Genomic DNA, 12,782 nt, shown 5'->3' with positions numbered 1-12,782 from the left:
CCGTTCTTTGAATGCCGGAATAAGCAGGCGACCTGCTGTGTCGAACCATTAAAATAGAATGAAGAGCCACGATGCCAGTTTAACCGCGTGCTCGTCCACCAAGCTTGCTTGTTAAGGTTAACGAGAAGTCAGCCTTGTAAAATTCACAGGACGTGATTTGGATAGAATTGTCAGGGAGAGCGCGAGTTTTTTCTGGTCTCCAGCACTTCGATTACGAAAACTATATGAAGCTCGGCATGGTAACGTGCCGAGCTTTATTTTTAACACATTGTCTTCTATCAAGAGAGCCGCCAACTCTAATATCGAAAGCCAAGTTCATGCCTCAGCCCGACATCCAAAATCGTCAGGACCGATCCGGCAGGGGCGAGCCGATTTTCAACATTCCTGGTGTGGTGGTGGCCCTGATTGGGCTTTGTGTCGCCGTCTATGTCCATCAGAACTATCTGATCAGCGAAGAGCAGAATTACGCTTTCATTCGTGACTATGCACTTATTCCGGCGCGGTTTATGCTGCCGGACGGTTTCTCCGATCCGGCCGCCCTGTTCACGCTTGTGAGCTATTCGTTCATGCATGGCGGTATCGAGCATATCGTCGTCAATATGATCTGGCTTACCGCTTTCGGCTCACCGCTTGCCGGTCGTATCGGGACTGGGCGTATGCTGCTTTTCTGGGTCGTGACATCGGTGCTGGCTGGATTGACGCATTACGCGCTTTATCCAGAGAGCGTGTCGCCGCTTGTTGGCGCATCAGGTGCCATTTCCGGCATGATGGGCGCGTCCGCCCGCTATGGTTTCAGGCGTGTGAATTTCGGACGACGGGCTGAATTTGCGGGGCCGCTTCTACCCATCGGCCTCACGCTGACCTTGAAGCCGGTGTTGACCTTTGTAGGCGTGTGGTTTGCGATCAATATCGTGACCGGCCTTTATACGACCGGCGGTGCTGGTCTTTCGGGGATTGCATGGGAAGCGCATATTGGCGGCTTTATCGCTGGTTTCTTCGGGATTGCGCTTTTGGATCAGCCGCGCAGTTATGACGCAGTCCTAAGACGTTAAGACCAATTTAGTCGCACTTGCCAATTGTGTCTGTGGAGCGCACCATGATGAAATGCGGTGGGAGGGGCTGCGTTTGACATTCGGATGTTCTGCGTCTGGATGAACGCTGACTGAGGAGGAGCCAGATATGACCGTAAAATCGATTTTGGAAGCGAAAGGGCGCGATGTGGTCGTCATAGCGCCTGCTGACACGCTGTCCCACGCCGTTGAGATTTTGGCAAAATATAAGATTGGTGCCGTGGTGGTCTGCGATGAAACCCGCCATATCAAAGGCATTCTATCGGAACGCGATGTCGTGCGCGCGCTCTCAATCCGGCAGGCCGCGGCACTCGATATGCCGGTTTCCGAAGTCATGACGGCAAAGGTGCAGATGTGTCGTGAACACTATACGGTCACGCAAGTCATGGAAAGCATGACCCAGAGCCGGTTCCGTCACATGCCTGTGGAGGAACACGGCAAACTGGTCGGCATTATTTCCATCGGTGACGTTGTGAAACGGCGGATAGGCGATGTCGAGCGCGAGGCCGAGGAGATTCTCACCTATATCGCCACGGCCTGATGATCATTTGCTTCGCAAATAACGCTCCGCTGCATAAAGCGAAATCGCCGCCGCATTGGACACATTGAGCGACTTGATTGCGCCCGGCATGTCGAGCCGGGCCAATGCATTGACTGTTTCGCGCGTTTTCTGGCGCAGACCTTTGCCTTCCGCGCCCAGAACCAAAGCGATTCGTCCGCCCGAAAGCGTTGCCTCCATCTCAGTCTCGCCTTCTGAATCGAGCCCGATGGTCTGAAAGCCAACTTCATGCAGCTCTTCAATTGTCTCAGCGAGATTTCTGACCTCAATGTGCGGGATGAGTTCGAGCGCGCCGGAGGCAGCTTTTGCCAAAACGCCGCTTTCCTGTGGACTGTGACGGCTGGTGGTGATCAGTGCACCTGCACCGAATGCCACGGCTGAGCGCATGATGGCCCCGACATTATGCGGGTCTGTCACTTGATCGAGCACCAGAATGAGTGCGCTATCCTTTAATTCGGAGAGTTTTTTTGCTTTGAGCGGTTCTGCTTCGATCATCACGCCCTGATGCACCGCATCCGTTCCGGTTTCCTTGTCGATGTCTTTTGGCTCGACGATTTCAATCGCAAAGGGGAGTGAATCAGGCTCACCGATCTCCAGTCGCGCAAAACCATTGCGCGTGGCGCGCATGCGCAAGATTTTGCGCGCCGGATTTTCCACTGCCGCTCGCACCGTATGCAGGCCATAAAGGCGCACGGTGCCGTCCGCAACTGTGCTAGCGGGAAGGGTGGGGCGCTGCGGCTTGCGCACCGGTTTTCCTTCGGCAAGTGCCTTCTGGTCGCGATGCTGGCGGCGCAACGTTGCATAATGCTTGTCTTTTGCGCTGCGGTCCGGGGTTTCGTCGTTCATGGTCTTTTCGCTTTTCACAAAAGAATTGGTTGCCGGTGCTGTAAAGCATATCTGCGTTTCGACAAGAGGGGGAGGCGGAAAGCGGAGTTTTTTAATAAAGGTGTTTGCATCAAAACCCCTATTTTCGGGAAGCTGTGGAAATTGATCCATTCTTTTCGCTTTTACCCTGTTGACAGGGAATACGCTTATCGTCATAAGGCCCCTCGCGGAACGGTGGACAACCCGCTGCTTCGCAAAAATGCCTAGTCGCTCGACTCTGCTGATAGTGATATTAGGAGGGATGCCCGAGTGGTTAAAGGGGACGGACTGTAAATCCGTTGGCTATGCCTACGTTGGTTCAAATCCAACTCCCTCCACCACTGTCGGATCAGAGTATGAGTGCGCGGGTATAGCTCAATGGTAGAGCAGCAGCCTTCCAAGCTGAATACGCGGGTTCGATTCCCGCTACCCGCTCCAGATTTTTCAGGGCGGTTTGGCGTGTAAGGAATCATCGACGGGCGGTTCGCCGTTCCGTTTTGGCATAAATGCTGGTCCGAAAGTCCAAGGGCTTTTGTGCTGGCGCTCAAGCGGTTCTAGAACAAAGAGAACAACGGCGATGGCAAAGAGCAAGTTTGAACGTAACAAACCCCACGTAAACATTGGCACGATTGGTCACGTTGACCATGGCAAGACGTCGCTGACTGCGGCGATCACGAAGTTCTTCGGCGACTTCAAGGCCTATGACCAGATTGACGCAGCGCCTGAAGAAAAGGCTCGCGGCATCACGATCTCGACCTCGCACGTCGAATACGAAACGGCAAACCGCCACTACGCACACGTCGACTGCCCCGGCCACGCTGACTATGTCAAGAACATGATCACCGGTGCTGCACAGATGGACGGCGCGATCCTGGTTGTGTCTGCTGCTGACGGCCCGATGCCGCAGACCCGCGAGCACATCCTGCTTGCCCGTCAGGTTGGCGTTCCGGCAATCGTCGTATTCTTGAACAAGTGCGATCAGGTTGACGATGCAGAATTGCTCGAACTGGTTGAACTGGAAGTTCGCGAGCTTCTGTCCAAGTACGACTTCCCCGGTGATGACACACCGATCATCAAGGGTTCGGCTCTTGCTGCTTTGGAAGACTCTTCCAAGGAATTGGGTGAAGACGCCATTCGTTCGCTGATGGAAGCTGTCGACAGCTACATCCCGACCCCTGAGCGTCCTGTTGATCAGCCGTTCCTGATGCCGATCGAAGACGTGTTCTCGATCTCTGGCCGTGGTACGGTTGTGACGGGTCGCGTTGAGCGCGGTATCGTCAAGGTTGGTGAAGAAGTTGAAATCGTTGGTATCAAGGATACGACGAAGACGACTGTTACCGGCGTTGAAATGTTCCGCAAGCTGCTCGATCAGGGTCAGGCTGGCGACAACATCGGTGCGCTGATCCGCGGCGTTGGCCGTGAAGACGTTGAGCGCGGTCAGGTTCTTTGCAAGCCGGGTTCGGTTAAGCCGCACACCAAGTTCAAGGCAGAAGCTTACATTCTGACCAAGGACGAAGGTGGCCGTCATACGCCGTTCTTCACGAACTACCGTCCGCAGTTCTACTTCCGTACAACGGATGTGACGGGCGTTGTGACGCTGCCGGAAGGCACGGAAATGGTTATGCCCGGCGATAACGTCACTGTTGACGTAACGCTGATCGTGCCGATCGCCATGGAAGAGAAGCTTCGCTTCGCTATCCGTGAAGGTGGCCGCACCGTCGGTGCAGGCATCGTCGCTTCGATCGTCGAGTAGTGAATTTTGACTGGCGGTTCTGCCGCCAGTCATGCATTCTAAGACAGGCATTTTAAGTAATGCCATACAGGGGTATAGCTCAGTTGGTAGAGCGACGGTCTCCAAAACCGTAGGTCGCGGGTTCGAACCCTGCTGCCCCTGCCAGATTGAAACGGGTGTCTGCGGCTTGACTGCGGGCACCCGTTTTCTATAGAATGATTGAAGCGCGTTGAGCGTTGCCCGCTTTTCGTCCGTGCGCTGGTGGTTGGTTGACGATCCTGCGATGGACGAGGGGAGGGCGTATTCTTGCCAAGGTTGACTGGGTAGGGGTGATTTGCCGCCGAACGATTGAATGGTTCTGGCAGGGCAGTGGTGCAAGGGTCGGATTTCCGATAAGCCTGTATGGTATTCTTTTACCTTTGGGCTTGTGTTTTGTGAGAATCGATTCTATGTAAAGTCAACAGACACGCGGTGCGTGGGGCTGAAAATTCAGCTTTACGTGCCGTATACGCGTGGGTTCTGGGTTCTGATTCGCTGATCACTGTGGTTAACACTTTGGTTTTCGAGGAGTTTCTGGAAAGCGCGCTGGAGCAATGACAGAGCGGCAGATGGCATCCAAGACGAATCCGATCACCTTTTTTCAGCAGGTTCGCGCTGAGACAGCGAAAGTAACCTGGCCGACCCGGCGTGAAACGATCATCTCCACCATCATGGTGGTGGTTATGGCGTTTCTGGCTGCTGCGTTCTTTTTTCTTGCCGACCAGCTTATGGCCTATGGCGTGGAATTTATTCTCGGCCTTGGTCGATAAGTAGGATTGGGGAGTTTTGAGATGACGGCGCGCTGGTACATCGTTCACGCCTATTCCAATTTCGAAAAGAAAGTGGCCGAAGATATTCAGGCTAAGGCGGCCCAGAAGGGTTTGTCTGAACTGATCGAGCAGATCGTCGTTCCGACCGAAAAGGTTGTTGAAGTGCGTCGCGGTCGCAAGGTGGATGCAGAGCGCAAGTTCTTCCCCGGTTATGTGCTGGTTCAGGCCACGCTGACTGATGCGGTCTTCTCGCTGATCAAGAATACGCCGCGCGTCACCGGTTTTCTTGGTGATTCAAAGCCGGTTCCGGTTTCGCAGAAGGAAGTCGACCAGATTTTGAGTCAGGTTCAGGATGGTGTCGAACGTCCAAAAGCGTCGGTATCGTTCGAAATTGGCGAAAATGTTCGCGTTTCCGATGGTCCGTTTGCTTCGTTCAGCGGTATTGTTCAGGAAGTCGACGAAGAGCGTGCGCGCTTGAAGGTTGAAGTTTCCATCTTTGGGCGTGCGACGCCTGTGGATCTTGAATACGGTCAGGTCGACAAGGTCTGATTGTTGCCCGCAAGGGTGTTCATTTCGGGCGAGAGTGTTCTCGTGTAATCGAAATGAGCAGGTGGAAGGGAAGGCGGCTTAGCCGGTTGCTCAACTCGCACCACCAAACTGCCCGCCGGTTGTCCGGCGTCAGTCGAGGCCGGGTTTTCCGGCATTAATCGAAAAGCCGGTTCGTCCGGCCAAGTTAAAAGGCAGAAAGCAATGGCTAAGAAAGTTGCAGGCCAGCTGAAGCTCCAGGTAGCGGCAGGTGCGGCCAATCCGTCGCCCCCGATCGGTCCGGCTCTGGGTCAGCGCGGCATTAACATCATGGAATTCTGCAAGGCGTTCAACGCTGCCTCGCAGGAAATGGAAAAAGGGTCTCCGATTCCGGTCGTGATCACCTATTATCAGGACAAGTCTTTCACATTTGTGATGAAGACGCCTCCGGTGACCTATTTCCTCAAGAAGGCTGCAAACCTCAAGTCCGGTTCCAAAACCCCGGGCAAGGCGAGCGCCGGTACGATTGCGCGTGACAAGGTTCGCGAAATCGCCGAAGCCAAAATGAAGGATCTGAACGCAGCTGATATTGAAGCAGCCATGCGCATGATCGAAGGTTCTGCCCGTTCGATGGGCCTGGAAGTGGTGGGCTGAGACGATGGCGAAGATTTCCAAGCGCATTAACAAGATCCGCGAAGGTCTCGACCGTAACAAGCTTTACGACCTGTCGGCAGCCATCGGCCTCGTCAAGGAACGTGCTGTTGCCAAGTTCGACGAGACCATCGAAATCGCGATGAACCTCGGCGTTGATCCGCGTCATGCCGACCAGATGGTCCGTGGCGTCGTCAACCTGCCAAATGGCACCGGCCGTACCGTTCGCGTTGCAGTTTTCGCACGCGGCGATAAGGCTGAAGAAGCCAAGAAGGCTGGCGCCGACATCGTTGGTGCGGAAGATCTGTTTGAGACCGTAAATAGCGGCAAGATCGAATTCGATCGCTGCATTGCAACGCCCGACATGATGCCGCTCGTCGGTCGTCTGGGTAAGGTTCTCGGCCCCCGCGGCATGATGCCGAACCCCAAGGTCGGAACCGTGACCGTTGATGTTACAGCAGCCGTTGCAGCGTCCAAGGGCGGTGCCGTCGAATTCCGCGTCGAGAAGGCTGGTATCATCCATGCCGGTATCGGCAAGGTATCTTTTGACGACAAGAAGCTTGAAGAAAACATCAAGGCTTTTGCTGACGCGGTCCTCAAGGCCAAGCCGTCTGCAGCCAAGGGTGAATACCTCAAGCGCGTTTCGCTGTCTTCGACGATGGGCGTTGGCGTCAAGGTCGATCCGGCAACCGTCAAGGAAGTCGCATAATTAATTGAAGGCTCCGGTTTTCCGGGGCCTGATGCTTTCGTTGAGAAAGCATCAAGGGTGGCACACCCGCTTTGCCGAAGGTGACTGAGGCGAGGCAAAGTGCAAGAATTCCGGGTCGTATGACCCGGATAGCCGGATGAAAATCCGGTTATCCTGTCCGAGACTGCAGGCGGCAATCATCCACGGATGTGCGTCTTAAACCCAAAGCCTGCATGAGACGTGGAATAACCTGGTTTCGCGTGAAAGCGCATGCGAGGTTTGAACCGTAGTTGCCTTGGGCGAGGACTTTCGGGTTCGCGCTGAAGGGGACAGGATCCTCGAACGTCGATCAGGTCGCAAGATGTGATCGGCAAAGGCAACCCGGCAGGGCCACGTTGGTCCTGTCAACTGGAGAGACACAGTGGATAGAGCGGAAAAACGCGAATTTGTCGCGTGGCTGAACGGCGCTTTCAAAGAGTCCGGTTCGGTCGTCGTGGCCCACTATACCGGTCTCACCGTTGCGCAGATGAGCGATCTTCGTTCCAAGATGCGTGATGCTGGTGGGTCCGTTAAAGTCGCGAAAAACCGCCTTGCCAAAATCGCTCTTCAAGGCACGGAAGCGGAAGAAATTGGTGGCCTGTTTACGGGTCAGACAGTCGTTGCTTATGCAAACGATCCGATCACCGCTCCGAAAATAGCAGTCGAATTCGCCAAGACGAACGAAAAGCTCGTTGTTCTTGGTGGTGCGATGGGTGCAACGATTCTGGATGCCGATGGCATCAAGTCGCTTGCTTCGCTCCCGTCGCTCGACGAACTGCGCGCAAAGCTGGTTGGTATGATCCAGACCCCGGCTCAGCGTCTTGCAGTGCTTACAAGCGCTCCGGCGGGCCAGATCGCCCGCGTTATCGGCGCGCATGCCCGGAAGAACGAGGCGGCTTAAGGCCGTTTCTCACAAACAACAGTTCAAACCTTAACTATAGGAATTACAAAAATGGCTGATCTCGCAAAGATCGTTGAAGACCTTTCGGCCCTGACCGTTCTGGAAGCTGCTGAGCTTTCCAAGCTTCTCGAAGAGAAGTGGGGCGTTTCGGCTGCAGCTCCTGTTGCTGTCGCTGCTGCTGGTGGTGGCGCTGCTGCTGCCGCCGCTGAAGAAAAGACCGAATTTGACGTAATTCTGGCTGATGGCGGTCCTAACAAGATCAACGTGATCAAGGAAGTTCGCGCAATCACCGGTCTTGGCCTGAAAGAAGCCAAGGATCTCGTTGAAGCAGCTCCTAAGGCTGTCAAGGAAGCCGCGACCAAGGACGAAGCTGAGAAGCTCAAGGCACAGCTGGAAGCTGCTGGCGCCAAGGTTGAACTTAAGTAAGTTCGGATTTTTCTGGCGGATGGGTTTCCATCCGCCAGTTTCCACCCTTGGGTGGATTAATCGACTGAAACCCTTTTTCTGAGGGTCGCAAAGCGGCTTTCAGAAAACGGGTTTTAGACCGTTAAGAACATTGCACATGTTGGTTTTCCGAATTCGGACCGATTTTTGGAAAAAAGCATGGGCTGGAATGACCGCAGTAATGCGGGGCATGATAAAGGCCGCAAGGCGTGAGCAAGCCGCAAGGCTATAGAACGAGGAGCGACGATGGCTCAGACCCATTCTTTCAATGGTCGTAAGCGCGTACGCAAATTTTTCGGAAAGATCCCAGAGGTCGCCGAGATGCCGAACCTTATCGAGGTTCAAAAGGCATCTTACGACCAGTTCCTCATGGTTGAGGAACCAGCGGGTGGGCGTTCTGATGAAGGTTTGCAGGCGGTTTTCAAGTCTGTTTTCCCGATCCAGGATTTCTCCGGCGCTTCCATGCTCGAATTCGTGCGTTACGAATTCGAACTCCCGAAATTCGACGTTGACGAATGCCGTCAGCGCGATCTGACCTATTCGGCACCGCTCAAGGTGACGCTGCGTCTGATCGTGTTCGATATCGATGAAGATACCGGTGCGAAGTCCATCAAGGACATCAAGGAGCAGGACGTCTACATGGGCGATATGCCGCTCATGACTGACAACGGCACCTTCATCGTCAATGGCACCGAGCGCGTGATTGTTTCGCAGATGCACCGTTCGCCGGGCGTCTTCTTCGATCACGACAAGGGCAAGACGCACTCCTCGGGCAAACTCCTGTTCGCAGCCCGCGTCATTCCTTATCGCGGTTCGTGGCTTGACATCGAATTCGATGCCAAGGACGTGGTCTATGCACGTATCGATCGTCGCCGTAAGCTTCCAGCGACAACGCTGCTGATGGCGCTTGGCATGGATGGCGAGGAAATTCTCTCGACCTTCTATAACACTGTCACATTCAGCCGTGACGGTGAAAACTGGCGCATCCCTTATTCCGCTGACCGTTTCAAAGGCATGAAGATCATTTCCGATCTCGTGGATGCGGATACGGGCGAAGTCGTGCTCGAAGCTGGCAAGAAGCTGACGGCACGTTCGGCGCGTCAGCTTGCCGAAAAGGGTCTGAAGGCCATCAAGGCAACGGAAGACGACCTGTTCGGAAATTACCTTTCCGAGGATATCGTCAATTACCAGACCGGTGAGATTTATCTCGAAGCCGGTGATGAAATTGACGAAAAGGTGCTGAAATCCCTGCTCGATACCGGCGTTGAAGAAATCAACGTTCTCGATATCGATCATGTGAACATCGGTGCCTATATCCGCAACACGCTGGCCGTCGACAAGAACGAAAGCCGTCAGGATGCATTGTTTGACATTTACCGTGTCATGCGTCCCGGTGAGCCGCCGACAATTGATTCAGCGGAGAACATGTTCAACTCGCTGTTCTTTGATGCAGAACGCTACGACCTTTCGGCCGTGGGTCGCGTCAAGATGAACATGCGTCTCGATCTCGATGCCGAAGATACCGTGCGCGTACTGCGCAAGGAAGACATTCTGGCCGTGGTCAAGATGCTGGTTGAACTGCGTGACGGTCGCGGTGAAATCGACGACATCGACAATCTCGGCAACCGCCGTGTGCGTTCTGTCGGCGAATTGATGGAGAACCAGTACCGCGTCGGTCTTCTGCGTATGGAGCGCGCGATCAAGGAACGTATGTCCTCGATCGAAATCGATACGGTGATGCCGCAGGATCTGATCAACGCGAAGCCTGCAGCTGCTGCGGTACGCGAGTTCTTCGGTTCCTCGCAGCTGTCGCAGTTCATGGATCAGACCAACCCGCTTTCGGAAATCACCCACAAGCGCCGTCTTTCGGCTCTTGGACCGGGCGGTTTGACCCGCGAGCGTGCCGGCTTTGAAGTCCGCGACGTTCATCCGACCCATTATGGACGTATCTGCCCGATTGAAACGCCGGAAGGCCCGAATATCGGTCTGATCAACTCGCTTGCAACCTTTGCCCGCGTCAACAAGTACGGCTTTATCGAAAGCCCGTATCGCAAGGTTGTCGATGGCAAGGTGACAAACGATGTCGTCTATCTGTCGGCCATGGAAGAAGCCAAGCATTCGGTCGCTCAGGCCAATGTCGAGCTCGACGCCGGTGGTGGTTTCGTTGACGAATTCGTCATTTGCCGTCATGCCGGTGAAGTGATGATGGCGCCGCGTGAAAACGTGGACCTGATGGACGTGTCGCCCAAGCAGCTGGTTTCGGTTGCAGCGGCGCTCATTCCGTTCCTTGAAAATGACGATGCTAACCGCGCTCTGATGGGCTCGAACATGCAGCGTCAGGCGGTTCCGCTCGTACGTGCTGAAGCACCGTTCGTTGGCACTGGCATGGAAGCGGTTGTGGCACGTGACTCAGGCGCTGCCATTGGTGCGCGTCGTGCCGGTATCGTCGATCAGGTCGATGCGACCCGTATCGTGATCCGTGCAACGGAAGAACTCGATGCCTCGAAATCCGGCGTCGATATCTACCGCCTGCAGAAGTACCAGCGTTCCAACCAGTCGACCTGCATCAATCAGCGTCCGCTCGTTCGCGTGGGTGATCGCATCGGCAAGGGTGATATCATTGCTGACGGTCCGTCGACCGATCTCGGTGATCTGGCGCTTGGCCGTAACGTGCTCGTCGCGTTCATGCCGTGGAATGGCTACAACTACGAAGATTCGATCCTTCTTTCCGAAAAAATAGTTTCGGATGACGTGTTCACCTCGATCCATATCGAGGAATTCGAAGTTGCCGCCCGTGACACCAAGCTTGGACCAGAGGAAATCACACGCGATATTCCGAATGTTTCGGAAGAAGCGCTGAAAAACCTCGACGAAGCCGGTATCGTCTATATCGGTGCCGAAGTGCATCCTGGCGACATTCTCGTCGGCAAGATCACGCCAAAGGGTGAAAGCCCGATGACGCCGGAAGAAAAGCTTCTTCGCGCCATTTTTGGTGAAAAGGCATCGGATGTGCGTGACACCTCCATGCGCATGCCGCCCGGAACCTACGGCACGATCGTGGAAGTTCGCGTTTTCAACCGCCACGGCGTTGAAAAGGACGAACGCGCCATGGCGATCGAGCGCGAGGAAATCGAGCGTCTCGCCAAGGACCGTGACGACGAACAGTCGATCCTCGACCGCAACACGTATGGCCGTCTTGCAGATATGCTTGATGGTAAGGCGGCTGTTGCAGGACCGAAGGGCTTTAAGAAGGGCACCACGGTCAGCGAGGAAATCCGCGCTGAGTATCCACGTTCGCAATGGTGGCAGTTCGCGCTTGACGACGAAAAGCTGCAAAGCGAACTCGAAGCTCTGCGTAGCCAGTACGATGATTCCAAGAAGCTGCTCGAAGCCCGCTTCATGGACAAGGTCGAAAAGGTGCAGCGCGGCGACGAGATGCCTCCAGGCGTCATGAAGATGGTCAAGGTCTTTGTCGCTGTGAAGCGCAAGATCCAGCCGGGCGACAAGATGGCTGGCCGTCACGGCAACAAGGGTGTGGTTTCGCGCATCCTGCCAGTCGAGGATATGCCATTCCTCGAAGACGGTACGCATGCCGATATTGTGCTCAACCCGCTTGGCGTGCCAAGCCGAATGAATGTGGGCCAGATTCTGGAAACCCATCTCGGCTGGGCCTGTGCAGGTATGGGCAGGAAGATCGGGCAGCTGATCGATGCCTATCGTGAGACGGCGAATATTCAGCCGTTGCGTGATACGCTTGAGCACATCTACCCGGACAATGACCGTAACGAGCCGATCCGCTCTTATGACGACGATAGCGTTGTCATGCTGGCTAACCAGGTCAAGCGCGGCGTGTCGATTGCAACGCCGGTCTTTGACGGTGCGGTGGAAGCCGATATCAACGCGATGCTCGAAAGTGCTGGTCTGGCAACCTCTGGTCAGTCGACGCTTTATGATGGCCGTACGGGTGAGCCGTTCGACCGTCAGGTGACTATGGGCTACATCTATATGTTGAAGCTCCACCACCTGGTCGACGACAAGATCCATGCGCGTTCGATCGGACCTTACAGCCTCGTCACGCAGCAGCCACTGGGCGGTAAGGCCCAGTTCGGCGGACAGCGTTTCGGCGAAATGGAGGTCTGGGCGCTGGAAGCATATGGTGCAGCATACACGCTGCAGGAAATGCTGACGGTAAAGTCTGACGACGTGGCAGGCCGTACCAAGGTCTACGAAGCGATTGTTCGCGGCGACGACACGTTCGAGGCAGGCATTCCGGAGAGCTTCAACGTTCTCGTCAAGGAAATGCGCTCGCTTGGCCTCAATGTCGAGCTCGACGATACGCGTGACGCCGAACAGCCGGCCCTGCCGGACGCGGCGGAATAAAACATCAAAGGCGCGCCATGGTCTTGCCGTGGTGCGCCTCTATATTCATTTCCACTAAGCCGAGCATTTCGCCTTACGTCAGGAAATGAGTGAAGGCAGACCAGTTTTAAGACTGTTTAA

11 protein-coding genes and 3 tRNA genes are annotated in these 12,782 nt (G+C 55.0%); 13 read left to right on the top strand and 1 reads right to left on the bottom strand.

What is annotated here, in order from left to right; all coding sequences use genetic code 11:
* The first annotated feature begins 317 nt into the window (after positions 1-317).
* Both AAIB41_RS05350 and AAIB41_RS05345 read left to right on the top strand, forming a co-directional pair.
* The gene (locus AAIB41_RS05350; RefSeq protein ID WP_343314587.1) at positions 318-1,052 is read left to right on the top strand and encodes a rhomboid family intramembrane serine protease; all 735 of its coding nucleotides are present in this window, start codon (positions 318-320) and stop codon (positions 1,050-1,052) included.
* Positions 1,053-1,179: 127 nt separating this feature from the next.
* Positions 1,180-1,611, top strand: a complete 432-nt coding sequence (locus AAIB41_RS05345) for a CBS domain-containing protein (RefSeq protein ID WP_343314586.1) — start codon at positions 1,180-1,182, stop codon at positions 1,609-1,611.
* Between the two features lie 3 nt (positions 1,612-1,614).
* Here AAIB41_RS05345 and rlmB read toward each other — a convergent pair whose 3' ends face one another.
* Positions 1,615-2,475, bottom strand: coding sequence for a 23S rRNA (guanosine(2251)-2'-O)-methyltransferase RlmB (gene rlmB / locus AAIB41_RS05340; RefSeq protein ID WP_343314585.1), 861 nt, complete (start codon positions 2,473-2,475; stop codon positions 1,615-1,617).
* Positions 2,476-2,749: 274 nt separating this feature from the next.
* On the opposite strand from rlmB, the gene AAIB41_RS05335 reads away from it, so the two are divergent.
* The 11 genes from AAIB41_RS05335 (at position 2,750) to rpoB (ending at position 12,662) form a co-directional block, all read left to right on the top strand.
* Positions 2,750-2,834: transfer RNA gene (locus AAIB41_RS05335), tRNA-Tyr, on the top strand.
* A 23-nt stretch (positions 2,835-2,857) separates the two neighbouring features.
* Positions 2,858-2,931 (top strand) — tRNA-Gly (locus AAIB41_RS05330).
* Between the two features lie 139 nt (positions 2,932-3,070).
* Complete coding sequence (tuf, locus tag AAIB41_RS05325) at positions 3,071-4,246, top strand: elongation factor Tu (protein ID WP_343314571.1); 1,176 nt, start codon at positions 3,071-3,073, stop codon at positions 4,244-4,246.
* 68 nt (positions 4,247-4,314) lie between these two features.
* Positions 4,315-4,390, top strand: a tRNA-Trp gene (locus AAIB41_RS05320).
* Between the two features lie 443 nt (positions 4,391-4,833).
* Complete coding sequence (secE, locus tag AAIB41_RS05315) at positions 4,834-5,034, top strand: preprotein translocase subunit SecE (protein ID WP_024898620.1); 201 nt, start codon at positions 4,834-4,836, stop codon at positions 5,032-5,034.
* A 21-nt stretch (positions 5,035-5,055) separates the two neighbouring features.
* On the top strand, positions 5,056-5,583 hold the full coding sequence (gene nusG, locus AAIB41_RS05310; RefSeq protein ID WP_343314583.1) for a transcription termination/antitermination protein NusG: 528 nt from the start codon (positions 5,056-5,058) through the stop codon (positions 5,581-5,583).
* A gap of 201 nt (positions 5,584-5,784) precedes the next feature.
* Positions 5,785-6,213: a 50S ribosomal protein L11 gene (rplK, locus tag AAIB41_RS05305; protein ID WP_343314582.1), complete on the top strand. Its 429-nt coding sequence runs from the start codon at positions 5,785-5,787 to the stop codon at positions 6,211-6,213.
* Positions 6,214-6,217: 4 nt separating this feature from the next.
* Positions 6,218-6,919 (top strand): 50S ribosomal protein L1, encoded by a 702-nt coding sequence (gene rplA / locus AAIB41_RS05300; RefSeq protein WP_343314581.1) that lies wholly within the window; start codon positions 6,218-6,220, stop codon positions 6,917-6,919.
* 400 nt (positions 6,920-7,319) lie between these two features.
* Positions 7,320-7,838, top strand: a complete 519-nt coding sequence (gene rplJ, locus AAIB41_RS05295; RefSeq protein ID WP_343314580.1) for a 50S ribosomal protein L10 — start codon at positions 7,320-7,322, stop codon at positions 7,836-7,838.
* A gap of 51 nt (positions 7,839-7,889) precedes the next feature.
* Positions 7,890-8,264 (top strand): 50S ribosomal protein L7/L12, encoded by a 375-nt coding sequence (gene rplL / locus AAIB41_RS05290; RefSeq protein ID WP_343314579.1) that lies wholly within the window; start codon positions 7,890-7,892, stop codon positions 8,262-8,264.
* Positions 8,265-8,528: 264 nt separating this feature from the next.
* Positions 8,529-12,662, top strand: coding sequence for a DNA-directed RNA polymerase subunit beta (rpoB, locus tag AAIB41_RS05285; RefSeq protein WP_343314578.1), 4,134 nt, complete (start codon positions 8,529-8,531; stop codon positions 12,660-12,662).
* The last annotated feature ends 120 nt before the right edge of the window (positions 12,663-12,782 follow it).

This window comes from Brucella sp. BE17, assembly GCF_039545455.1.
GTDB lineage: Bacteria > Pseudomonadota > Alphaproteobacteria > Rhizobiales > Rhizobiaceae > Brucella.
This window is presented reverse-complemented; position numbering and strand designations above follow the sequence as displayed.

What these genes read in the sequence shown, in the direction of transcription:
- AAIB41_RS05345 (WP_343314586.1), top strand. Translation starts at nt 1,180, where the DNA reads ATGACCGTAAAATCGATTTTGGAAGCGAAAGGGCGCGATGTGGTCGTC.
- rplK (WP_343314582.1), top strand. Translation starts at nt 5,785, where the DNA reads ATGGCTAAGAAAGTTGCAGGCCAGCTGAAGCTCCAGGTAGCGGCAGGT.
- rplL (WP_343314579.1), top strand. Translation starts at nt 7,890, where the DNA reads ATGGCTGATCTCGCAAAGATCGTTGAAGACCTTTCGGCCCTGACCGTT.
- AAIB41_RS05350 (WP_343314587.1), top strand. Translation starts at nt 318, where the DNA reads ATGCCTCAGCCCGACATCCAAAATCGTCAGGACCGATCCGGCAGGGGC.
- tuf (WP_343314571.1), top strand. Translation starts at nt 3,071, where the DNA reads ATGGCAAAGAGCAAGTTTGAACGTAACAAACCCCACGTAAACATTGGC.
- rpoB (WP_343314578.1), top strand. Translation starts at nt 8,529, where the DNA reads ATGGCTCAGACCCATTCTTTCAATGGTCGTAAGCGCGTACGCAAATTT.
- rlmB (WP_343314585.1), bottom strand. Translation starts at nt 2,475, where the DNA reads ATGAACGACGAAACCCCGGACCGCAGCGCAAAAGACAAGCATTATGCA.
- secE (WP_024898620.1), top strand. Translation starts at nt 4,834, where the DNA reads ATGGCATCCAAGACGAATCCGATCACCTTTTTTCAGCAGGTTCGCGCT.
- rplA (WP_343314581.1), top strand. Translation starts at nt 6,218, where the DNA reads ATGGCGAAGATTTCCAAGCGCATTAACAAGATCCGCGAAGGTCTCGAC.
- nusG (WP_343314583.1), top strand. Translation starts at nt 5,056, where the DNA reads ATGACGGCGCGCTGGTACATCGTTCACGCCTATTCCAATTTCGAAAAG.